The organism is Novosphingobium profundi (genome assembly GCF_020524485.1).
Lineage (GTDB): Bacteria > Pseudomonadota > Alphaproteobacteria > Sphingomonadales > Sphingomonadaceae > Novosphingobium > Novosphingobium profundi_A.
The window spans coordinates 480962-504441 of record NZ_JAIVLF010000003.1 but is presented as its reverse complement, the minus strand read 5'-3'; the positions used below and the strand labels follow the sequence as shown (position 1 = coordinate 504441).

Genomic DNA, 23480 nt, shown 5'->3' with positions numbered 1-23480 from the left:
TTTGCTCCATTCGCAGGACAAGGGTAGTGGCTCGCTCATGCCACTAGGACTCAAGTGAAAGGCATCGCATTTCCGTGCCACGCGTTCTGATCTATCGTTCTCGATTGCTGCCCATCTCGGAGACTTTCATCCGGCAGCACTACGACAGCATGTCGCGCTACGAACCGACCTTCGCAGCTTTGCGCGAACTCGATGAACTCGATATCGCGGACACCCGACGGGTCGTCATGAGCAAGGGCGGCAAGGTGCCCAAAATGCGGATCGGGTTGTTCAAGGCGCTGGGGGTCGGCAAGGCCTTCGTGGATGCGGTCGCGCAGACCAAACCCGATCTGATCCACGCCCATTTCGCTGTTGATGCCGCCGACATGTTGCCGGTTGCACGCCGATTGGGGATTCCGCTCGTCGTCACGCTGCATGGTTACGATGTCACGTTTACCGATGCGGCGTTCAAGGCAATGGGGCCGGAAGGTCGCATCTATCTCGCCAAGCGCGCTCGCCTGTTTCGCGAAGCTTCCCACTTTCTCCCGGTGTCACGGTTTATCGCCGGACAGGCCGCGCAGGCTGGCGCCGCGCCCGAGAAGACGACATTGCACTACCTCGGCATCGCTCTCGACAAGTTTCGTCCCAACTACGAAGCGCGCGAAAACGTGGTGCTCTACGTCGGCCGACTGGTCGAGAAGAAGGGGCTGAACCTGCTCATCGAGGCGCTCGAACGCGCAGGAGCGAACGAGCAGGGCACGACCTTGCGGATCATTGGTGATGGCCCCATGCGGGACACCTATCTCGCTCTCGCGAAGGCGAAACTGGCCAATGTCGACTACCTCGGTGCGCAGCCGCATTCGCGTGTCGTCGAGGAATTGGGGAAGGCTCGCGTTTTTTGTGTCCCTTCGGTTCCCTCCTCAAATGGTGATAACGAGGGGCTTCCGATTTCCTATATGGAAGCTTCTGCCGCAGGTGTACCCGTTGTCTCGTTCGCCCAGGGAGGCATCCTCGAAGCGGTCAAGGACGGGCAAACCGGTCTGCTGGCTCCGACGGGGGATGTCGATGCCTTGGCTGAGCGGCTCGAACGTCTGCTGCTCGACCCCGAACTCGGACTGCGGCTCGGCCGAGCGGGGCGCGACCATGTGGAACAGGTTTTCGACGTACGTCGCCAGGCAACCCATCTGGAAGAGATTTATGACCGAATTCTGGAGGGATAAAGCAATGGGCTCGGGGAGCGAGGCATGGCGCGCTTGGCGATTGCTGGCGTGCGCACGCTTCCTGTCGCGACAGAGCGAGGTTTGATGGCGTACAAAGCTACATTTCCACCGCAAGCCGGGATGGCAGGGGCGGGCTTCCGGAATGGCTCGAGGAAGCGAAACTCGCCGCGCGATCTGGAACGGGAGGCGGGATCCGCGCGTGCTGCGATTTCGGGGCGGATGTCCCGGTCCACGCGCGGTGGTGCGCGGCCTTCGCAACGCAGTTGGTCGCTGTTTCCGCAGGCGCTGCTGTGGGCCTATATCTTCGTGGTCGGTACGAATCTTGATCCGTTTCCGATGGAAAACGATGCCTATGCGGTGCGCGAGGCGGGCGGCTCTTCGCTCACGCAGATCGTGTTCCTGACCCTGCTGGTTCTTGCCGGGGTGAATTTCGCGCTCCATATCTCTCGGGCGTGGCGCAACTTCCGCCAGGCGCTGCCCGTTGCCCTGCCGATCCTGGCGAGCATGGTTGTTTATGCCATGAGTACGGCACTGAGCCCGGACGCGGGTCTGCTGGTCACCAAATACGCCCTCTTCCTGATCTCCAACGTGATCTTCATCATGATCATCGTGACCGCGCCGAGTGCGCGCAGTCTGATCGACAGCGCCATGAAATGCCTCGTGGTCTTCATGTTGATCAGTCTGGCCGGGGTCTTCCTGCTTCCTGAACGGGCGGTTCACCAGGCCTATCTCTATGAGGGCGCATGGAGGGGGCTGACCTCGCACAAGAACTATATGGGCGCGATCCTCAGCCTGACCACGCTGTTCCTCCTTGCCAGCCTGCGCAAGTCCAATTTTCCAGTCATCGTGGGGCTGATCGGCGTCGCGCTATTCTTCATCTACATGACGCAATCCAAGACGTCTCTTGCTGGCCTCTTCGTGGTCTGCGGTCTCAGTTTGGTCTTGGGGAACAAGGGGCGAATGAACTTCTATGCGTTCCTGAAGCTGGCCGTGATCGCGTTCTTCGTGATTACGATCGCGCTCTTCTTCCTCTACGCGCAACCCCTTTTCAACCTGCTGGGAATCCAGTCCGACCTGACCGGGCGTTTGCCCTTGTGGGCGCTCGTACGCAGCGTCATGGAGCGTCCCTTGATCGGGTACGGGTACGAGGGGTTCTTCGATCTGGGCATGCGTTCGCCGCTCTACGGCGTTGGCGGTGCTTGGAGCCGCTTTGCGGCCCATGCGCACAATGGCTATCTCAATACGTACGTCTTCGGGGGAACCCTCGCGTTTCTGTGCTGCGTGGCCTTCTACGTGATGGCGGCGATGACCGGGGGGCATATCGCGAAGGTTTCGCGTGCCGGACGCTTCATGTTCGCTGTCGTGCTCTTCGAGGTGATCCGCAACGTGACCGAGGTCGATGCTCTTGGCAGCTCGCGTCTGACCTGGAGCCTGACTGTCCTTGCCGTATTCGCGGCGGTTCGGATCAAGGGGGAGCTTGGCGAGGCGCGTCGTCAGCAACGATTAGCACGGAAGGTAGATCGGTGAGCCAGATTACGGTCCTTTATGTGGGCGGCGTTGGCCGCTCGGGGAGCTCCCTGATCGAGCGACTGCTCGACACCCATCCGGAAGTGGTCTCCTTGGGCGAAATCCATCAGATATTCAGCACCTGGCTTGATTTCGACAAGCGCCAGCTGTGCGGGTGTGGGGAAGAGTTCCAGAACTGCCCGTTCTGGGGCGAGGTCCTCCAGCGGGCTTTCCCGGGTGGCATGCAGGGCTTTGACCCGGCCGAATGGCGCGCACGTCGTGCGGCCGTCGCCGATGACCGGCACCGTCGCCAGCTCCTGCTGGGGCTGGGGGGGCGGGAGTACTACGACCAGCTCGATGCATTCCTTGAGCCTATCGGCCGTTTTTACCGTGCGATCGCCGAGGTCTCGGGGGCTCGGGTCATCGTAGACAGTTCGAAGACGGCGAACTGGGCGCTTGCGCTTCAGCGCATTGACGGCATCGATGTCCGCTTCCTGCATTTCATCCGCAATCCCTATGCCACGGCCTATTCCTGGCAGCGGCGCAAGAAGATGCCCGAAGTCTGGTGGGAAGAGCGGGAGATGCCGATTTTCGGGGCTGAGGAAATTGGCCGTCGCTGGCGTTCGACCTATCTGATGGCCCGCCTCGGCAGCCTGCGTTTCGGAGCCTACAAGCGGATTCACTATGAGGATTTCGTGAAGGATCCGGCGCGTACGCTGGATGAGATTGTGTCCTTCGCGCAGTTGCCGCCTTTCGCGACGCCGCCCATCGATGCTGAGGGCAAGGCACAGATCCAGCCCGGTCACACCATCATGGGCAATCCCATGCGGGTCCAGAAGAATGTGACTGTCCGTGAGGACGACGAGTGGCGCCGGACGCTGTCGCAGGCGGACCGCGCGGCGGTGAAGCGGTTGGTCTGGCCGCTTCGTCCATGCTTTCGGACCTGACGTGGTAAGGGACCGGGCCAATGGCTAACTTTGGGAAGGCGGCGTTCAGCGCTACGCTATGGGCTGGTGCGGGGCGCGCGGGCCGTTCGATCGCGCAGGCCGTATTCATGCTGGTGCTGGCCAACGCCATCGGTCCGAGCGGCTTCGCCGCGTCGTCAATTGCGCTGATCGGCTACCAGCTTTCCTCGACGCTCGCCACGCAGTCGTTCTCGATGGCGCTGGTGCGCTACAGCGAGCCCGATGATCGGCGCGATGCCGCCGCGTTCTGGCTGAATCTGGGGCTCACGTTCGTCTCCTTCGTATGTGCCGCCCTCGTCGGTCTGCCGGTGGCCGAATGGCTGAGCCTGCCGAGTCTGGTCTGGTTGCTTCCGCTGATGACAGGCTTGGGGCTGATTGCGGCACCGACTGTGCTGGCCCAGGCGCAGATGTCGCGGATGATGGCGTTCCGCCCGCTCGCTCAGATTGAGACGGTGTCGAGCATCGTGAGCGCGGCCTGCGGCTGCCTTGCGGCGATCGGGGGGCTGGGGATCTACGCACTGGTCGTCTATGCAGGAATGCAGCGCCTGATTGAGGTCGTGGGCTTTGTGCGGCACGCGCCCGTATGGCCGAAAGCCTTGCCGGAACGTAAGGAGGTCCGCGCGCTCGTGCATTTCACCTTGCCATTGGCCGGAATGCAGGTGCTGACCTTCGCCAACGGCAGTATCGATCAATTCTTCGTGGGACAGGTCGGAACCCCGACCAGCCTTGGCTACTACGGCCTGGCGCGCCGCTTCAGTCAGCAGCCGACGCAGATGATCACCTTTGCCATCAATCGCGCGATCTACCCTGCGTTCGTTCATCTCGACAAAGAGCCCGAGGAACAGGCGGCGTTCTTCATGCGGTCGATCCGCCTGAGCCTGATAGTGGCGAGCCTGCCTCTCTTCCTTCTGGCATTGATTGCAGGGGACCTGCTTTCACTGCTCATGGGCAGCACCTGGCAAGCTGCGGGCCCCTATCTTGCGCTTTTCGCTGCGACCTCCTCGGTCCTTCCGCTAGGTGGTGTGCTCGCTGCGGCGCTGCGGGCGAAGGGGCATACCGCGCTGCAGATGCTGTTCCAACTGGTCCGGTTGGTCGTCATCACTCTGGCCCTGGGCATCATGGTCTGGCTCGAGGCCGATATCTGGACCCTCGCGTTGACGGTGGCCCTGCTGTCGGTGATGGCCCTGATTCTGCCCTTGTGGGAAGTTGTCCGGGTCTTCGACCTGTCCTGGCCAAGGGTCGGGCGCGAGATCCTGGTGGGCCTCGCCCCAGCGACGATCATGGTGCTGGGGGTTCTCCTTCTCGACAGGTATGCCGTTGCAGGAACGCCCGTCTTCGCTCAGATCGCCTGCGAAATCGCGATCGGAGCGCTGCTTGGTGGCCTGGCGGGTCTGGCTGTCCTGAAACGTGTAAAAGTCTTAGGAATTCCATCATGAAAATGCCCCTGATGTTGAAGAAGGCGCTGGTTGCTAATGGGATCGATCGCGAGACATTCGGCAAACGGGTCCAGTTTCCCCTGCGGCGGCTGGCAAGGCGACATGGGGACCTGCCGGGAATCTTGATCGTAGGTGCGCAGAAGGCGGGCACGACGACGCTGCACGGCCTGCTTTCGCAGCACCCAAAGATCCGTGACGGGCTGTTCAAGGAAAGCCATTTCTTCGACAAACCGCGCCTCCTGGAAGAGGGGATCGGCTACTATCGGTCGATTTTCCCCGTCCTTGGGGAAGGCGAATATACGATCGATTCCACGCCGATGATGTATCACGAGGCGGTGCCACAGATCGCGGCCGGAGTGGTGCCGCAAGCGCGGGTGATCATGATCCTGCGCGACCCGGTGAAGCGCTCGTTCTCTCACTATCTGCACAACGTCGCACGCGGACGTGAGAAGCTTAGCTTCGAGGAGGCGATTGCGCAGGAAGAAGAGCGCATCCGCCATACGGCCGAAGAGCTTCGCACCGAAAATGCCGTGACCTACAACTACCGCGCCTTCTCCTATAAGGAACGCAGTCGCTACGATGGGCAGATCGAACGATGGCGGGCTGCATTCGGCCCGGACAACGTCAAGATTCTCATCTTCGAGGAGTTCATCAAGGCGCCCGAGCAAACCACGAATGAAGTGCTCGCGTGGATCGGCCTTTCGCCGATCAGCTTGCCGACCAGCAGCAACCGCGCGCGCAATACCGCGCTGGTTCGTGAAACGCTGAATCCAGAGACCGAGGCGGCGCTGCGTATCGAGATGGCGCCCTCGGTCCAGCGCGTGCGCGAACTGCTCGGGCGGGACGTGCCCTGGTCTTACCCGCGCCCGGAATCGGCGCTGCCCTGCAACTCTGTAAACGGGGAGGAACTGTCATGAAGTTCTCTGTCGTTATTCCCGCTTATAACCGGGCCCACTCTATTCGCCCGACGCTGGAGAGCGTTCTCAAGCAAAGTTGGGACAATTGGGAGTGCATTGTCGTCGACGATGGTTCGGCCGACGGCAAGGAACTCGAACAGGCCGTGGCAGGCATGAACGATCCGCGCTTCCGCTATGTCTGGCGTGAAAACGGCGGTGGCGGCGCGGCGCGCAACACTGGAATCGATGCGGCGACGGGAGACTACATCGCCTTTCTCGACAGCGACGATTTCTTCCTGCCCGAGAAGCTCGCGACGTTTGCGCAAGCGATGAGCCCCGATCCGAACATTGCCTGGTACGCGCCGACCTACGTTGATCGTGGGGTGGAGAAGCAGTGGGTCCGTCCGGACCGGCCGATCGGCGAGAGCGAGGACGTGGGGGAATATCTCTTCGTCTCGAACCAGTTCATCCAGACCTCGACCCTGGTTCTCAAGACCGAGACGGCGCGGCGCATTCCCTTCGATCCGACCTTGCGCAAGGGGCAGGACCTCGACCTTTGCGTGCGCCTGCAGGCGGGCGGCGTGCGCTTCCGGATGCTTCCCGAGCCGTTGACGGTCTGGATCGACATCTCGGAAGACAACCGCACCTCGCGCCATCGCGGCTGGGAAGCGCCGACGGCCTGGTTGGAGAAGGCGCAACCGATCCTGTCACCCAAGGCGTTTCGCGGATATCGTGCGACGGTTCTGGCCTATTACCTCGCCGGGGCGAAGCCGATGCGCGCGCTCGGCTACATCGTCGATGGGCGTTTGCGGGCGGGGGTGCCGATGGGCATCTGCCTGCGCCAGGTCGCCCGGAGCTTCGTGCCACGCAGCACCTACCGCCGGGCGGTGAACGCCTACGTGGCCATGCGCGGACGCTGAACACGCGAAGCCCCCCGTGCGAGGGCTCGCACGGGGGGCTTCGCCTGACAGGCCGCCGCCCGGTCAGGTCGTCGGGCCCAATGCCGTTCCGTCGACGGCGGAGGTGGGATTGCTTCCCTGCTTCACGTAGATGACGCCGCTGTTGTTCCACATGCGCAGCGCGCCAAGGCGGAATGGCGCGGAATAGGTGCCCATCACCTGGACTGTTCCCGTGCGGGTCATGCTGAGCGGTGTGGCCAGGAAAGCGCCGGTGTCGTCGTAGCTGTCGAAATCGAAGTCCGCTCCGGAGTTGTTCCCGGACACGGAGGAGTTGTCCTTGCCGAGGCGCCAGAGCGACTTGTCGTTCTCGTCATGGAGGATCATGCTGGCGCGCTGGCCAGCGGGCGATCCTGCGCGGAACTCGGCTCCGTAGGCCCCGCTCGTACGGATGCTCTGGCCCGCCCAGTTGCGCCGGGACGAGACTGTCGTCACCGCGCTGTAAGCGAGCCCGAAGACGGTGGAGGTGTCCGAGGGGGCAATTGCGTTGAAGTCGTAGCCGAGGTTGCGCAGGCGTACGCCGATGATGGTGATCTGGTGGGGCATGTCGAAGCGGAAGGCTTCCGCTTCCGGGGTGTACCCCAGTGCGCCGATGTTGGCGAAGACCTTGCCTCCGATGATCTGCGTTCGTTCGCCTGTGATCAGGTAGCCGGCAATTCTTGGCGTGTCGGCAAAGCAGCCGATGAACTCGCATTCGCCACCTGCCACGAACGAATAGTCGCAGGGGCCATAAACGTGGGCGGACGCGATGCAGTTGTTCCCGCCACTGCTGTTGTCGATGCCGTAGTCCGAGACATAGGATACCACCGGTGCCCAGAGCTTGTTGTCTGTGGCTCCGTCGAGGAAGCCTATTCCGCGCTTGGGATGCGTGCCTGCCTGGGCCTTCGCAATTCCGCCATCGATGGTGAGGCGGCTGATCTGGTGTTCGTAGCAATAGGCACCCGAAGCGCCGTCCTTGCCCAGGATCATTCCGGTATCAAGGAAGCCGGTGACGTCGATGTCATCGATGATCCAGGCCTTGCCGCGCTGGATGACGAGGCCGTGCGCGGCGAAGTCGTTGCAGTCGAGGTGAAGCCCCTGGAGCCCGGTGCCAATGATGAGATTTGTATCCGCTTGGGTGATGAGCGCGTCCATTTGCGCCGTGGCACGAATGCTGGCGCGGCCGCGCGGATGGCTCATCAGCGTGATCGGGCGGGACACGGGCAGTTGAAGTCCCACATCAAGCGCGAAGCCGCTGCCTTGAGGGTCATGAAGGACTACGAGGTCGGCGTTGTCGAGGGCGTCTTGAAGCGTGAAGTCGAGGTTCAGATCGTCCGGCCGGATCGTCATCGAAGTCTTGCCGACGGCAAACGCGGCCTTGGCATCGGCGCGTTCGACGTCGGCGCGGCTGGCCGGGTCTGCAGCCGGGCCCAGCCAGCGATAGTAGGGCGCTTCGTTCGTCCGGATACAGCTACGCAGGGTTTCGGAGGTATTCGCTTCGCCCTCGTTCAAGGCTACCGCAGGATCGGTCGTCGTGAAACTGGCGCCTTCGGGCGTGGAGGCCAGCGCCCGTTCGAGCGTATCGAAGTAGTTCGCTGCAGCAAGGGCCGCGACTGCAGCAGTCGAAGCCTGGTCGGCCAGGGTCCTTGTCCGGAGTTCGTGCGCGCCAGCGACGAGGGCCTGCCGGCGAGCTTCCAGCGCGTTGTTTCCTTGCGTGACGACAATATTTCGCGGGCCGCGTTCAACATGGATGGTCATCAGTTGGGAGCTCCCTGCATGATCCTGAAATTTCCGGCGAATTCGGCATGCTTGAGGCCGCTGTCGCGGGTCAGGTAGAGTGTGTGGAAGAGGACGATGTCGGCGCCTGTCTCGCCTGGCGTGTCGAGAGCGAGCAGGGTTTCGCGGTCAATCTGGGGGATGAGCAGTGTGGCTCCGACGACGGCGCCGCTGACAGGGTGGACGTAGTCCGGCTCGTAGCGGGCGACGAGGCCCTGAAGCCCTTCCGTCGTTGCCTCGAGCGTGAGGAGGACGTTGCCTCCTGCGCGATCTGCAAACGACCATGCGAAGTGTGCCTGTGTAAGGTCCTCGCCGAGAAAGGCGACGATCTCGGACCCGTCACTGCCGCCCCAGTCGGCGTGACGGTAACTCGTCAAGTTTATGCTGGGTGTCATCTTGCCTCCAGTCGCTCTTTGGTGAGAGAAATCGTGCCTGGCGCGTGCTGGGGGACGAAGGGCTTACAGACAGCCCGCGCCACGAAGGGGCGCTTTCGGCCATGGCGTGCAGATGCACGAACGCCAGGCGCCATTGGCACAGGCGGCCACAGTGCATTTCCGGCGCGTGCATGGGCGCGACGAAAGGCGGTAGGGCGCTTGGTAAAGGGATTGCATTGGGTGAAGGATGCGCACGGGCATGCCGGCGTCTTCACAATGCGCGCAGGATACGACAGACCTGAGCCTGTAGGAAAGTGTTTTGTGCAAAGGTGCCCCGCGAAGACGCGGGGCGGCGTCGTGCTCGCTGGCGGCAATAGATCCGCTACGAGGGAGCCGGTGGGTCGTCCCTCAAGGCGAAACTCTTGCATTCAAGCTGCGTGAGGGCGCACCTGGCGAGCCTAAAGGGCGCGGTGTCACGCTTCCTACGGGGAGGTTCCGGACGTTCTCGTTCCCCTGAGTTGGCGCGCGCGGTCCGTTATCGCCTAGCATGTCGGGGATGGGTCAATCTTGGGAAGAGTGCTTCCGTACGGCCAGACGTACGTCGCGATATTCGGCTGTGAAGGCGTCCAAGATCCCTTTCTTCTCAGCCGCGCTTTCAGCTCGGTACACGCCGAATTTGAACGTGATGCCGTTGTCGCGATCGTAGCCCAGACTGCCGACGTAGTCGATGCAAAGGGCGCCATCGACCCAGATTTTCAGGGAGCCTTGCTGACCCTTACCCCAGGTGATCGCTTCGTCAATGTGATGCCAGCTTCCGGGTGTCACGGGCAGTTTACCCAGGTCGATAAACCGTACCTCGGGGCTCCCGGGTTCTGTCTGCTGGTTCAGGATGACATGCAGTTCGCCCGGATTTTTGGCCGGTATCTGGAGCGAGATCGGGGGTTCTCCCGGAGCCTTCGCGGTCGGTCCGCCCGCATGCCATTGCTGAACGATTGTCCATGTCTTGGCCTCAAGGGTAGGCAGCCGCAGATCCAGCGAAGCGTTGACCTGATCGGTTGGTCGGATCGGTGCCATCACCTGGACTTCGGCTCTTGCCTTGTTCTTGGTGCGATCATTTGAATACACATAATCATGAGTCGCAGCGGTCAGGGTGATGACGCCTCCATCGTATTGAAGTGGAGGGCCGCTCTCATCGCCTCCGCGAGGGATCAGAACCGCGCTGGGAAGGCCGAAAATGCGTGTTCGCTCCAGGGTCGATAGGGCGGCGTCGGGTTCTGCATGGCTCGCATGGCTGACAAGCGTAGCCATTCCGATGATGGAAAGTGCAGTGGTTCCGCGAAAGATCGTGGGAAGCGCGAACCGGGGCATGCCAATCCTTTCAGCAAGTTCGGGGCAAGAGCGGGTTGCGATCGGATTCCATCGGAGCAATGGCTCCTGCTCGTGGGTTTGCGACGTCTTCTGAGCCATCAGATGACGCCATTTGATGCAGAATACTCTAGGCTGGGCTGAATGTCTCAACCATGAAGCACGATCTGGCTCTGCTGCACTAGCTGGGTACGAGCCTGGCAGGTGCCAAAGCGCCGAGGCGTCATTTGCTTCTGCCGCAACTTGCGGCTTCCATCAGTTTGCGGATGCTGGCTCCAGATTGAATTGGCCAATTGTCCCGCTGCCATGCGCGACCAATAGCGCAAATTCCTGCCCGTTACATCCCTCGTCGGGTATCCTGATGACCTGGGCTTCGTCCTTCATCCATAGGCGTGCCGCAGGACCGTTCTGTCCATCCTGCGTGTAGCACGTCAGTTTGAGGACGATCGGTTGCTTATTCATCGCATCGCCCGACAAATAGTCGAGGCTCAGCACGTATTCGCCTGGCTTCAAGGCCGTGATCCGCTGGGCCACGGAAACTCGCATGTGCTCGGTGTTTCTGTAGTCGAGGCCAATCCCTGCAGGCCCACTGACGAGCGAGGTGGTAAGGCCTGCATGGCGAGGGAAGGCCCAGTCGCTGGGTCCTGGTGGGGCAGAGGACTTGCGGAAGGCGAATTCGCCGACTTCGGCACGTGCGTTGTCGTCGGGACAAGACCGACTCCAAACAGTTTGGGCCGCCTCACCGGCGCCGCGCCGCGCCATGGTTCGGAGCGGGCCGGAAATCAACGAACAGTCCACCGGCACGCTCTTCTCCGCGATCGCGTCGGCAATTGTCTCGAGACTCGTGGAGGGCACGTTTTGGGTAATGGCCCATGTCAGGAAGGGAGTGATCCACAGGTCGGCCTTGTCCAAGCCGTTGGCGAATGCTTGAGGGCCGCCGGGCATGGAAAGTAGGTTGGCGGTAAGGTCCTGCGTCGGTCCCTCGCGATGTTGTAGGCGCCACAGCGCGAGCAGGCGCTGGCTCGCCACTTCGCTTTCGCCAACCTGCTCGGCTGAACTGGTAATCAGCAACTGGGTGTACGTGTCGCGCCATCCTCTCTGGCTGGCGAGGAGGAGCGCGGGGAGGGCCTCGCGCTCCTTGTCTTCACCAAGCAGGTTCATGGTCAGGAGCGAGAGCCCCTCGGCAGGAATTGGGCGGCGGCGCACATAGGTGCGCGCGTAGGCCGCGCCGTCCTCGAATTCGCCACGTGCGTAAGCTTCACGGGCCAGTGGGGCTGCGGCATAGGCTTGAAATGCCGAGGGCACCCAGGGCGCGACTGCTGGATTCTTGCGGGCCTCTCGGTCCAGCTGCAAGCCCGTTGCAGCCACCGCCGTAGCCATGGCTGCCATGGCCCAGACTACACGCATTACCCTAGAAGTGGCTCGCCGGCGCATGGGTCAGCCCTGGTCATGCCCATAGTTGTAGTACTTATAGCCATAGTACGCATCTTCATCCGAACCGGACTTCGGGGCGAAGCGGTTGAGGACGACGCCGAGCATGTTCGCGTTGGACATGGAAAGGCGGCGCATGGCGGACTTGACCGCTCCGCGATGGAAGCTCGACGCATCGATCACGAAGAGCACGCCGTCGACGTGCTTTACGACCAAGGGCACGTCCGACAGGCCCAGGAGCGGGGGGCAGTCGAGGACCACGACATCGTATTTGCTGCGCGCTTCCTGAATGAAGCGGGTGAGGTTGTCCCCCGCCAGGATGATCGAGGGGTTGGGGGGGATCGGCAGAGCGCTGACGTAGTCGAGGGTGTCGATGCTCTTCGAGCCGTGGACGACTTCGCTGAGTGTCTTCTGGCCAGTCAGGATGTCGGTCAGGCCTGATTGCGACCTGTCGTCCATGATGCGATGCAGCGTGGGGCGGCGCATGTCGGCGTCGACAAGAAGGGTCCGCTTGCCAAGGCGAGCGATGTCCATGGCAATGCTGGAAGCCGTTGTCGACTTGCCTTCGCCCTCACCGGAGCTCGTAATCATCAGCACTTCGGGCAAGCCATTGGCCGTCGAGTAGCCGAGGTTCGTGACCAACGAGCGGAACGCCTCGCTCAGGCTCGAGCGGCTGTTGGCCAACTCGGTCTCAATCTGATTCTGCGAGCTCTTGGGAATGAGACCCAGAAGCGGCAGGCCAAGCTTCTTTTCGACGTCCGTCGGTGAGTGAATCGCGTCATCGAGAAGTTCACGCAGTGTCACGATCGCGGCGGCAAGACCGAGACCCGCCACGAGGGCAAGGAACAAGTTGAGCAGAAGGTTCGGGGAACTCGGCTTGAGGGGGACAACTGCCCGGTCGACGATGGTGATGTTGTTGGACGACGCGCCAGCCGAAGCGTTCAACTGGTTGTAGCGCGACAGCAGACTCTCATAGAGCGTGCGGTTGGTGTCTGCGATGCGCTTGAGGACCGAATACTGGACGCCGCGGTCCTGCTCCTTAAGAGCCTCCTCACGAAGTTCCTCGACCCGCTGGCCCAGCGTTTCTTCCTGCTTGACTGCGGCTTCGTAGCTGAGCTTGGCGGATTGCTTGATCGAGTTGGCGATGCTGTCGATGCGGCGATCGAGTTCCGCGATCTTGGCGCGCTTTGCCTTGACCGTCGTGAAGCCATCCTGGTGACGCGAACGCTCATCGGCCAGTTCACTTTCGGCCGTGGCCTTCTGAGCAAGCAACTGCATGATCGCGTTGTTGGAATTAACGACGCCGAGCGTGAGCGGAGGCTGGTTGGCTATGGTCCTCCAGCGATCCTGGGCGGCGATGCGCTCGGCTGTGGCTTGCGCGGCCGCCGCGTTCACCTGCATCAGTTGGCTGTTTGTCACCGAAACCGTTGACTGGCCGCCGCCGTTCTTCTCGTCATCGGTGATCCGGATGAGGCCGGCAAAGCGGGCATAGCGGTTGAGTTCCTCTTCCGACTGGGTCAGCTTGTTGCGTGCTTCCTGGAGCTGGTCGCCGAGGAATTTTCGGGCGTAGCTGGAGCTGTCGTACTTCTGATTGAGATTGTACTCAATGAAGCGTTCGGCGTAGACGTTCGCAAGCTTGGCCGAAAGCTCAGGATTACGGCTGGTAACCGTGACCGAGGCGATGCGGCTGTCGGTTGGGATCGCCACGTACAAGTTTTCCAAGAGCAAATCGATCGCGGCGTTTTTGCGCACGACGTCAAGCTTCTGCCCCGGCTCTTCGACTTCGACCGGCATCTCGCTGCCGAAGGCTTCGAAAAAGCTGGGATCGGTGTCGAGCTTAGCGCTTTCGATGACCGTAGCGGTCAGGGCGCGGCTCTTGATGATCCCCAATTGGGTCTGGAGAAAGCGCTCGACCTCGTTGCTGGTGATCGCTTCCTGCAGATCGCCACCCTCGATAATCTGATCGGCCTGATTCTCGATCAGAATATGGGAACTCGCCTGATACTTGGGCGTGATGAGCAAGGTCAGGATGCCGCCCACGACTATGGCGCCAAGAACGATCCCCGCAATGAGAAGAATATTCTGCCGGACTATGCTGATGAGCTTCTTGACGAGGTCTGAAATATCGACTTCGAAGCCATCATTCTCAGGGTATTCGTCCTGATTTGGCGGGGGGAGCATGGTGTCTGTCAAGTCGTTTCTGCCATCTTATTGCGTTCCGTTTGCGCGGATCTGCAAAATTTAAACTTTCATCGAAGAGGGCGGTGTCTGCTCAAGATGCGCTCAGTTCCAATGCATATTCGTTCCAGGAAGAAATGTCCCCGTCTTATCGCCCTTAATCCGCAGTTTCTTGGGTGGGGGAATTTCGTGATCTGAGGCGCGGCGTTTGGGCTAGGGCAGCCAAAATGAAGCCCGCAATGCACAATATCGTCTGATTGCGCATAGGGTAGTCCGAAATGGACTGAAAAGTAATCAAAATCAGAATGGCGAGAGCCGCTTGTGTGGCGGGGCCCCGTTGCAGTGCTCTGATGGCCAGAAGTGCGAGGTATACAACCCAGGCGCTGAGCAAGGCGATTCCTATCGCTCCGGATTCAAGGGCAACTTCGAGGTAGTCGTTGTGCGCGCGTGCCGCACGGCCTGGGCCGAGAAACTCGAGCGATTCGTCGAGTTGAAACACCTCGTCGAAGGTCCCAATGCCACTGCCTACCGGCCAGAACCGCTGGATTGCGCCGAGGCTATCTTTCCAGATCTCGGGGCGGCGATCGTCCAAATTCTCGAAGCGGGTGAAGCTTGCCTGAAGCCGGTCGTTCATCAGTCCGGCCGCGGTTGCGGTGCCGGCTAGGAGTACGCAGGCCCCGAGTATCGCGAACCGTTGCTTGCGCGACGCGGAAATGCCTGCCCCTTTCCGGGCTCTCAGAATTCTGTAGCTGGCAAAGACGAAGGGAATGACGGCTAACGCCATCGAAGAGCGCGAGCGTGTCAGGACTAGGCCCAGGATCAGGAGTAAGGCCAGGCTTGCCGAGGCCGCTATCCATTTGGGGGCGGGGCGTTGGCTGGGAATGCTTCCGATGAGGGCGCAAAGGGCCATGTCGAGGAACAGGCCGGCGGTATTGCGGTTGGCGAAGAATCCATGAAGATCGTCCGAGCCCAAGGCTTCGGCGTAGAAAACGAAACGATGGTTTCCCGATGCGAGCTGAGGAATGCCGGCCAGGACCAGCGCGCCACCGGAAAGCGCGAGGCCCGCCATGACCATCTGCTTCTCTCGGCTCGTCATGGACCAGCTCAGCACCAGGGCGGTAGCGGCAGGGATAAGCGACAGGAAGGCGATGAGGGTGCGATGCACTTCAAGAGACAGCGGACGCCAATCCTCGCTGGCGTCGACCAGTTTCAGCGACTGGACGGCCAACTCGCGTCCCGGCAGGGACTGCCACACAAAGGGAGGGAGCGGCAAGCTTTGCAGGAGTGGGAGTAGCAGGCTGATTCCGACGAGGCTCGTCAAAAGGCGCGGAGCTGTGCGGAAGAAGTCTATGAATGCATCGAGATTGAGCGCCGCGAGCGTGAGAGCTGCAAGCTGCACGCAGAGGTTGGCAAGGCCAGTGCCCGAACCGCCGCCTCCGAAAGCGAGCGCTGCAATTAGCAGAAGGCAAACTTGGAAGGTCTTGTTCTTCGGGTGCATGAGTGAACTCATGCCCTCTCTCATCGTCAGCGAACTAGACAGACGAGCCCCCCAAATTAATAATTTGAACTTTCAGAAGACAGGCTGTCATCGACATTAAAATGGCCCTGCCGCGGTTGCCCCGCGGCAGGACCATCTTTTTAACGTCGGTCAGTCTTAGCTGCCGCTCGACGTGTTGTCGTCGCTGTCCGTGGCTTCGATGATGCCATAGGTGGCAGCACCAGCAGCAACGACGCCAAGGACGATGATGCCGGCTTCGGCCTTCTGCTTCTTCGCGACCGGGGTCGATGCACGCGTGCCGACACCGGACAGGCTTGCAATCTTGCCGGCAGATTCGGCGGCAGTGGTGTTGGCCTGGGCGACGGCCGGGGCCAGAGCAGCCGAACTGATGCTCGCAGCAATAAGAGCGGTTTTCAGATTCATATTCATTCCTCCTTTGGGGAATAGACTAGACTACGGCTCTTAATGTCGGATATCGCATTGCACAATGCAATGCAAAGATTTTTATGTTCGCGCGCGTTCTCTTGTAGCTGCGCTTGGCTTTGCACTGGTGGGTGCATTCGTTCTTGGCGCGGTGCCCGGCAAAGCGGGAGCTGAAGAGGGAAGGCCTTGGCCTCTTCAGCTTCGAGGTCAAATGGAGCGCCTTGCAGAGGTTGGCTTTCGTCTTCAGCGGGCGGCGGCTCCCCTCTGTCGGGAGCAGGCCTCAGGCACTGGCATCGTTCTCGATTTCATCGGGGCCTATCAGGAGAAGGATCGTCCTGCGGTTTCGGCCCTTTTGGGCATGTCGCAGTTGCCGCAGATAGCGGCTGTTGTGGAGGGCAGTCCGGGAGAGAAGGCTGGGCTCATGCCTGGCGATGACGTGGTCGCCGTCAATGGCAAGCCGGTCTTGGAGTTGCTTGCGGAGCAGAAGGATGCCGCGCTTTTCGCTGATTTTCTCGCTGGCTACCTGGCTGATCAGGCACGGGATACGCCTATTATGCTCCAGATCTCGCGAGATGGACGGCGCAGTATGGTGGCTGTCGTGACCGTTCCTGTGTGTCGGGCCAATGTGGTTATCAAGACGGATTCAGGGGTCTCGGCTTACACGGACGGGAAGGGTGTCGCGGTATCTTCTGGCCTGATTGAATTCACCAGGAACGATGACGAGCTGGCGCTCGTAGTGGGGCATGAACTTGGCCATCTGGTGGTGGAAGACGGGGATGCGCGCAGTCTTTCCGAGCGGCGCTGGATGGAAGATCGGGCCGATATCCTTGGTGTGCGCTTGTCGCATTGCGCGGGGTATGATCTGGAGCAGGGCTTGCAGTACTGGTTGCGCCGGGATGCCGGGGATTGGCTGCGCTGGTTTCGTGATCCGACGCACCGGTCGCGCAAGTCACGAGTGCGGCGGATGCGCGCCGAGGGGAGCCATCTGCTTTGTCCGCCATCTGCGCAAGTGAGTCGGGTCGGCCGTGCAAATTGAGATGGGGGGCGTGGCTGGCTGTGCTTGCTTATGCTGCACTGCGCGATTAAGCATCGGTGTAATTGAAACAGGCCTTGGAGACGTTCGGGCAGTGCAAAAGACTAAGACACTTTTTCCCGTTGCCCTCATGCTTTCGGGTTTGGCTCTGACCGGCTGCAGTCACACCACCTCAAACCCCAATCTGCCTGTCGGAGAAGCAGCCTATCGCGCGATTCCTGAAACCGTTGTGGAGCCTTCCGAGTACCTCGTACGTCCTCTCGATGTGCTTTCCGTAACCGTATTTGGCGAGCCTGATCTTACCCTTGAGGAGGTTTTTGTCAGCGAAACGGGAAGTATTCAGTTCCCGCTCGCGGGGGCACTGAAGGTCGAGGGCATGGAAGTGGGGCAGATCTCGGATGTGCTCGCCCAGCGTCTTGCTGCAAAGTACCTGGTTGACCCGCAAGTGACTGTGTCGGTGACGAAAATTGCGCCGCGCTACGCGTCCGTCGAAGGCGAGGTCGAGAAGCCGGGCGTGTACGAAATTAACGCTGATGCGAGCCTTCTTTCCACGATTGCCCGGGCAGAAAGCCCCACAAGCACGGCCAAGCTTGATGAAATTGTCGTCCTGCGCAGCATTGGTGATGAGCATCTCGTGGCGCGTTTCAATCTCAAGGACATCCGTACCGGCGTTAGCCCTGATCCGCACATTATCGATGGCGATGTGATCATGGTTGGCTTCTCGATACCGCGTGGCCTTCTGGAAGATATTCTTAAGGCTGCACCGTTGTTTAACGCTTGGTCGCGTTACTGAGTTCTCGCATCGGGGCCGGTTCCTGGTTGGGCCAGGGGCCCCTCCCAACCTTTGCGTTTTCTCTACGCTGCAGCGCAGACAGGCCCGCCCGGGAGGGGCGGGCCTTGGTCCCAGAGACCGTTACGGGCGCAACGTGGTTAGCTTCTGTTCCCATGCAAGCGCATGCTCGACGATGGTATTCAGGTCGGCGTATTTCGGCGTCCAGTCCAGGGTTCGCATGATCCGCGAATTGTCCGATACCAGTGCAGCCGGGTCGCCTGCCCGGCGACCTTCGAGATGCCGATCGATCTTCATGCCGGTGACCTCGTCAACGGCGTCGAGCACTTCGAGAACGGAGAAGCCGCGGCCATAGCCGCAGTTCATGGTCATTGATTCTTCGGGATTTTCCAGCAATGCCTGGAGGGCGAGGACGTGCGCCTGGGCGAGGTCGGAGACGTGGATGTAGTCGCGAACGCCCGTGCCATCCGGGGTGTCGAAGTCGGTTCCGAAAACGGCAACGTGCTCGCGCTTGCCAAGGGCGGCCTCCACGGCAACCTTGATAAGGTGGGTGGCGCCGATGGTGGCTTGGCCCGCTCTTTGCTGCGGGTCGGCGCCCGCGACGTTGAAGTAGCGCAGCACGCCGTAGTTGAACGGCTTTACGCGGGCCACGTCAGCCAGCATGGTCTCCGTCATCAATTTGGACATGCCGTAGGGGTTGATCGGTTTCTTCGTAGTGTCTTCGGCTATGGGGGAGGTCTCGGGGGTTCCGTAGACTGCTGCGGTCGAACTGAAGATGAAGTGCGCAACGCCGGCCGCAAGGGCCGCTTCGATCAGCGCGCAGCTCTTTGCAGTATTGTTGTGGTAATACTTGAGCGGGTTTTCGATGGATTCGGGTACGATGATCGAGCCGGCAAAGTGCATGATGGCGCCAACCCCTTGCTCCTTGCAAATGCGTGCAATCAGATTGGCGTCCGAAATATCGCCTTCATAGAAGGGGACATCGTCGGGGACGACGAACCGGAAGCCAGTCGTAAGGTTGTCAATCACGCAAACGGCCAACCCGGCGTCGCGAAGAGCGAGCACGGCATGGCTGCCGATATATCCAGCGCCACCTGTTACGAGAACGGTAGTAGTACTTTTCATATCTATGAGGTCCATTGTTCAGTGATATTGGCTGGTGTCGTCAATATCCACCTCGCCCTATCCAAGTCGCAAGGCTATATGAGGCGTCCTTTGCGATATCGCAATGCAGCATTTGGAAGGGTCGCTAGGTATCTGGACCTTCTCTTGAGGGGATATGGTCTGGAGCTGGCCCGGGCCCCTCTACGCTATCCGGCAGCAGCCTTGCGGTGATGCGGGCGAGCCGCGTGCCGGGCGTGCCTGCATGGGGCAATCCCCAAGCTGCGCCCGCGCGAGCTCGCCTTGAAGTCATGGAACCCACGCCTTGGTCAAAGTTCGAGGCCGTATCTTAAAGGAGCTTCCCCAGACGGCCCAGCTCAGTTGGAGGCGTCTTGCGCGGATAGATCTTGCGCTTCCATGCAGGGGGCGCCGAAAAGAACCTTCACGAATTGCTCTCGCCAGAAGTCCACATCCGCGTCTCTCACTGAAGCGAGCAATTTGGAATGGCGCGAGCGCCGCTCCTCCAGAGGCATGACGAGTGCGCGTTTGATGGCCTCGCTCACGTCTTCGAGTGAGTGTGGGTTGACGAGCAGGGCATCATCCAGTTGCAAGGCGGCTCCGGCGAACTGGGACAGGATCAACACACCAGGATCGGCTTCATCTTGTGCGGCTACGTACTCCTTCGCAACGAGGTTCATCCCGTCGCGCAAAGGCGTGACCAGTCCGACGTCGGCTGCACGATAGAACCCGGCCAACTGGCGGCGCGGATACCCTCTGTTGACATAGCGTATCGGCACAAAGGCAACGTCAGCATGTGCTCCGTTGATGTGCCCGGTCTTGCGTTCCAGATCTTCGCGGATCTGTTGGTAGCTTTCAACGTCGCCGCGCGAGGGGGGGGCAATCTGAAGCAGGACGGATTGGGACGACTGGTCCGGATTGTCGGCCAGGAAGCGGCTGAAGCTCTCGAAGCGTTCGCCCAGGCCCTTGGAATAGTCAAGCCGATCCACGCCGATAAGAATCTTGCGGCCGCGCACACTGGCTTTCAGCTTGTCATGGGCTTCGCGCGCTTCGTCGCTGGACGCCCCTTCGGTGAACTCTGCAAAGTCGATACCGATGGGGAAAGCCTGCGCGATGATGCGGCGCCCCTGGTATTCCACGCAACCGTCCGCGCCGATTTCCAGCCCCATTTCCTTTTCGAGGTAATGCAGGAAGCTGCCCAGCCACTCCTCGGTCTGGAAGCCGATCACGTCGTAGGCGAGCATCGATTCCACCAAACGCTCGTGGAAAGGGAGCGAGACCAGCAGGCGCGTGGGCGGCCAGGGCGTGTGAAGGAACAGCCCTATGCGGTTTTTCACCCCTTGCGTGCGCAGCATCGAGCCGAGCGGCAGGAGGTGGTAGTCGTGGACCCAGACCAGGTCGTCCTGGTCGATCAGCGGGCGTAGCGAATCGGCGAAGCGGCGGTTTACACGCTCATAGCCCTCGCCGAAGTTGCGGTCGTATTCGGTGAGATCGATGCGGTAATGGAACAGTGGCCAGAGCGTCCGGTTGGCATAGCCGTTGTAGTATTCTTCGATGTCCTGGGGCTCGAGGTCGATCGTGGCGGTGGTCACTCCGTCGTTGCGCTGCATGTCGAGGTGACCAGTGAACTCTTCGGTTTCCTGCCCCGACCAGCCGAACCAGATCCCGCGGTTTTCGCGCAGGGCCGAGTTGAGCGCGACGGCAAGACCTCCTTGTGCGCCCGCAGCCCCGGCGGCCTTGGGCACCGAGACGCGGTTGGAAATCACAATCAGTCGGCTCATCTCAATTCCCCTGTAAGGCGTTTGAAAACGCCTGAAAATCTTATCGCCAGTCGCGCCAGGAACGCGACAGTTGCCCGGCGCAGTTGATTATCCCGACAAGCGAATAGGTCTGCGGAAAGTTCCCCCACAGCTCGCTCGTCTCGAAGTCCATGTCCTCCGAAAGCAGGCCCGATTCCGTACGGTGGGCAAGCATCGCTTCGAACAGGCGACGGGCCTCCTCGTCCTGGCCGGAGCGGTGCAGGGCTTCGATCAGCCAGAAGGTGCAGATGTTGAAGGCCGTCTCGGGCAGGCCGAAGTCGTCCTCGTTGGCGTAGCGCAGCATGTGCTCGCCGCGCCGCAAAGTTTTCTGCACGGCCGCGAGGGTGGCCTGGAAGCGCGGGTCGCTCGCTTCCACGAAGCGCAATTCGACCATCTGGAGCAGGCTGGCATCGAGCTGGTCACCGCCGAAACTTGCCGCATAGTGCCCGCCTGCGCCGCCGTCGTCGAAGTCGGGCCCTTCGATCTTGTGCCAGGCCTGCTCTTCGATGGTTGACCGGATCGCGTCCGCGCGTTCGCGCCAGTAGGTCTGACGGTCGGAAAGCCCGAGGTATTCGGCGGCATTCGCCAGGCGGTCGCAAGCAGCCCAGTTCATCACGCTCGAATACGTGTGGACGGCCGTGCGCGTGCGCAGCTCCCACAGGCCGGCATCGGGCTGGTCGTGGGTCTTCCAGGCCATTTCGCCGACTTTCTCGAGGCTTTCGAAATCGTCGTGGTTGGCCATGCGGATGAGGCGCATGTCGGAGAAGGCCTGGATCGCGGGCAGGACGATCTGGCCATAGCAGTCGTTCTGGACCTGATAGTAGGCCGCATTGCCCACACGCACCGGGCCCATGCCGCGATAGCCGACGAGGTCATCGGCCACCCACTCGATGATCTCCTTGGCGCCGCTGACGGCGTAGAGCGGCTGGATGAAACCGCCCTCGGCATCGTCGATGATGTTGCGCAGGTACCCGAGGTACTTCTCTAGGACGTCGAGCGCGCCCAGGTGGTTGAGCGCCTGGACAGTATAGTAGGCATCCCGGATCCAGCAGTAGCGGTAGTCCCAGTTGCGCTGCGAATGGGGCGCTTCGGGGATCGAGGTGGTGAGCGCGGCGACAATCGCGCCGGTTTCCTCGTGCTGGCACAGCTTGAGCGTGATCGCGGCGCGGATCACCGCCTCCTGCCAGTCGAGCGGGGTGGCAAGGCTGCGCACCCAGTTGCCCCAGTAGGCGTCGGTCAGCTGGTGCATCATCTCCAGTTCGTGCTCGACATTGCCGTTGAACGGCTCGTCGGGGCCGAGGAAGAAGTGCATCGGGCTTTCCAGCCGGAAGTAGCGCTCGTCGAGGATGTAGCCCACCGGCGCATCGGTGGTGAGGCGCAGCGCGTTCCTCTCGACCAGGTAGCGGATGTGGTTGGAGCCGCGCGTGATGGGGGCCAACTGCGCGCCGTAGCCGCTCATCGGCGTAAGCACGCAGCGGATGCGCGGGCTGCCCTTTACGGGGCGCACGATGCGCGCGTAGGCAACCGGGCGGTACATGCGCCCCGAGCGCTCGAAGCGGGGGCAGAAGTCGATCACCTCGACCGCGCTGCCGTTGTTGTCTTCCAGCCGCGAGACGAGAATCGGGGTATTGCGCACGTAGCGCTGCGTGACCGAGACCTGGTTTTCCAGCTCGAAGCGCCAGGTGCCCGCGTCCTGCCCTTCATCGCCGCGCATCAGCGCACAGAAGGCCGGGTCGCCGTCGACACGGGGTACGCAGCCCCAGACCAGTGCGGCGTTTTCGTCGATGAGGCCGTTTACCTGGCAATTGCCGATCGGCCAGAGCTCGAGCGAACTTTGCCGCGCGGACGTTGGGGGGGCTTCGTTCTCGTCCTTGGGTGAGCGCAGGGGCGGCTCGGAGGTGTCGGGCGTGGTCGATCCAGTCGCAGTCATGCCTGTTTCAATTTCCCTCGGATTGATCGTGTGTGCGAAGCGCAGCGGACAGCCAGTCGTGGACGGCGGCAACGTCGGGCAGGCGCCGGTGTGCGGCGGTGGGGCGCATGGGGCCCACGAGAACGCCGTGCCCGCCGAGCCCCTCGAGGACGCGGAAGGCGTCTTCGTCGGTGACGTCGTCGCCCAGAAACAGCGGTTGGGTGCCCGCAAACTCGGCCCGCTCCATGAAGGCGGTCAGTGCGGCCCCCTTGTCGGACCCGGGCATGACCAGTTCGACCACCTGCTTGCCGTGCTTGAGCTTGAGGTTTTCCTCATGCGCAAGTGCTTCCGCCTTTGTGAGGAGGGCCTTCAGGGCTTCGGGGTGGCGGCGGTAGTGCACGGCCACACTGTAGGGCTTGGGCTCTACCAACATATTGCCGTTGGCGCTGGCAAAGTCGCTGAGGTGCGCCACGACACGGTCGGGCAGTGGTTCGGCGAGTGGGGCCACCGTGTCGGTTCCGGCAGGTCGGAATTCACCGCCGTGGGAGCCTGCAATCGCGACATCGAGCGGGCCGAGCATGGCTTCGAGCGCGGCGATCGAGCGCCCGCTAACAAGGGCCAGGCGTCCTTCCAGGGCCTGGGCCAGCGAGGCGATGACTTCGGGCAGGGTGTCGGGCACGATGACATCGTCGGGATGGTCGGCGATTTCAACCAGCGTTCCGTCGAAATCGAGGAAAAGTGCCGTCTGCGGGGCGATGCGCAGCGGGGCGGGCGGCGGAAGATCAGTGGGGCCAGAGCCCTGTTCCGCCAGCGAAAGACTGTCGCTTGGATCGGTCATTGTGTTCAGT

Annotated in this window: 19 protein-coding genes; 8 read left to right on the top strand and 11 right to left on the bottom strand. The window is 61.4% G+C overall.

Going from position 1 to position 23480, the window contains the following annotated elements:
• Nucleotides 1-74 precede the first annotated feature (74 nt).
• Genes LC060_RS08585 through LC060_RS08560 form a run of 6 tightly spaced genes read left to right on the top strand, consistent with a single transcriptional unit; the run spans nt 75 to nt 6922 of the window.
• Complete coding sequence (locus LC060_RS08585) at nt 75-1199, top strand: glycosyltransferase (RefSeq protein WP_226634520.1); 1125 nt, start codon at nt 75-77, stop codon at nt 1197-1199.
• Nucleotides 1200-1223: 24 nt separating this feature from the next.
• Entirely contained in the window at nt 1224-2726 is a 1503-nt protein-coding gene (locus LC060_RS08580) for an O-antigen ligase family protein (RefSeq protein ID WP_226634519.1), read from the top strand.
• Nucleotides 2723-3652 carry a sulfotransferase gene (locus LC060_RS08575; protein ID WP_226634517.1) on the top strand — a complete coding sequence of 310 codons (930 nt, stop codon included), beginning with the start codon at nt 2723-2725 and terminating at the stop codon, nt 3650-3652. Before LC060_RS08580 ends, LC060_RS08575 begins: the two co-directional genes overlap by 4 nt.
• Nucleotides 3653-3672: 20 nt before the next feature.
• The gene (locus LC060_RS08570) at nt 3673-5106 is read left to right on the top strand and encodes an oligosaccharide flippase family protein (protein ID WP_226634515.1); all 1434 of its coding nucleotides are present in this window, start codon (nt 3673-3675) and stop codon (nt 5104-5106) included.
• A complete protein-coding gene (locus LC060_RS08565) occupies nt 5103-6023 on the top strand; it encodes a sulfotransferase family protein (protein WP_226634513.1) in 921 nt (306 codons plus the stop codon). Before LC060_RS08570 ends, LC060_RS08565 begins: the two co-directional genes overlap by 4 nt.
• Complete coding sequence (locus tag LC060_RS08560; RefSeq protein ID WP_226634511.1) at nt 6020-6922, top strand: glycosyltransferase family 2 protein; 903 nt, start codon at nt 6020-6022, stop codon at nt 6920-6922. Before LC060_RS08565 ends, LC060_RS08560 begins: the two co-directional genes overlap by 4 nt.
• A gap of 63 nt (nt 6923-6985) precedes the next feature.
• On the opposite strand, the gene LC060_RS08555 is transcribed toward LC060_RS08560, so the two are convergent.
• The 7 genes from LC060_RS08555 to LC060_RS08525 form a co-directional block, all read right to left on the bottom strand.
• A complete protein-coding gene (locus LC060_RS08555; protein ID WP_226634509.1) occupies nt 6986-8695 on the bottom strand; it encodes a hypothetical protein in 1710 nt (569 codons plus the stop codon).
• Nucleotides 8695-9108 (bottom strand): hypothetical protein, encoded by a 414-nt coding sequence (locus LC060_RS08550; protein WP_226634507.1) that lies wholly within the window; start codon nt 9106-9108, stop codon nt 8695-8697. Before LC060_RS08550 ends, LC060_RS08555 begins: the two co-directional genes overlap by 1 nt.
• A gap of 540 nt (nt 9109-9648) precedes the next feature.
• Nucleotides 9649-10554 (bottom strand): heparin lyase I family protein, encoded by a 906-nt coding sequence (locus LC060_RS08545; RefSeq protein ID WP_226634505.1) that lies wholly within the window; start codon nt 10552-10554, stop codon nt 9649-9651.
• Between the two features lie 153 nt (nt 10555-10707).
• A complete protein-coding gene (locus LC060_RS08540) occupies nt 10708-11841 on the bottom strand; it encodes a hypothetical protein (protein ID WP_226634503.1) in 1134 nt (377 codons plus the stop codon).
• 48 nt (nt 11842-11889) lie between these two features.
• Nucleotides 11890-14076 (bottom strand): GumC family protein, encoded by a 2187-nt coding sequence (locus LC060_RS08535; RefSeq protein WP_226634501.1) that lies wholly within the window; start codon nt 14074-14076, stop codon nt 11890-11892.
• A 142-nt stretch (nt 14077-14218) separates the two neighbouring features.
• On the bottom strand, nt 14219-15571 hold the full coding sequence (locus tag LC060_RS08530) for an O-antigen ligase family protein (RefSeq protein ID WP_226634499.1): 1353 nt from the start codon (nt 15569-15571) through the stop codon (nt 14219-14221).
• Between the two features lie 144 nt (nt 15572-15715).
• Nucleotides 15716-15982 carry a hypothetical protein gene (locus tag LC060_RS08525; RefSeq protein WP_226634497.1) on the bottom strand — a complete coding sequence of 89 codons (267 nt, stop codon included), beginning with the start codon at nt 15980-15982 and terminating at the stop codon, nt 15716-15718.
• Nucleotides 15983-16046: 64 nt separating this feature from the next.
• Here LC060_RS08525 and LC060_RS08520 point away from each other — a divergent pair, with 64 nt between their 5' ends.
• Both LC060_RS08520 and LC060_RS08515 read left to right on the top strand, forming a co-directional pair.
• Complete coding sequence (locus LC060_RS08520; RefSeq protein ID WP_226634495.1) at nt 16047-17018, top strand: M48 family metallopeptidase; 972 nt, start codon at nt 16047-16049, stop codon at nt 17016-17018.
• A 91-nt stretch (nt 17019-17109) separates the two neighbouring features.
• Nucleotides 17110-17808, top strand: coding sequence for a polysaccharide biosynthesis/export family protein (locus LC060_RS08515; RefSeq protein ID WP_226634493.1), 699 nt, complete (start codon nt 17110-17112; stop codon nt 17806-17808).
• 120 nt (nt 17809-17928) lie between these two features.
• Here the strand turns inward: LC060_RS08515 and galE are convergent, their stop codons facing one another.
• The 4 genes from galE to otsB all read right to left on the bottom strand — a co-directional run bounded on the left by galE (nt 17929) and on the right by otsB (nt 23470).
• Complete coding sequence (gene galE / locus LC060_RS08510; RefSeq protein WP_226634491.1) at nt 17929-18930, bottom strand: UDP-glucose 4-epimerase GalE; 1002 nt, start codon at nt 18928-18930, stop codon at nt 17929-17931.
• Between the two features lie 353 nt (nt 18931-19283).
• Complete coding sequence (otsA, locus tag LC060_RS08505; protein ID WP_226634489.1) at nt 19284-20705, bottom strand: alpha,alpha-trehalose-phosphate synthase (UDP-forming); 1422 nt, start codon at nt 20703-20705, stop codon at nt 19284-19286.
• A gap of 40 nt (nt 20706-20745) precedes the next feature.
• The gene (locus LC060_RS08500; protein ID WP_226634482.1) at nt 20746-22653 is read right to left on the bottom strand and encodes a glycoside hydrolase family 15 protein; all 1908 of its coding nucleotides are present in this window, start codon (nt 22651-22653) and stop codon (nt 20746-20748) included.
• 7 nt (nt 22654-22660) lie between these two features.
• On the bottom strand, nt 22661-23470 hold the full coding sequence (gene otsB, locus LC060_RS08495) for a trehalose-phosphatase (RefSeq protein ID WP_226634480.1): 810 nt from the start codon (nt 23468-23470) through the stop codon (nt 22661-22663).
• Nucleotides 23471-23480: the final 10 nt, after the last annotated feature.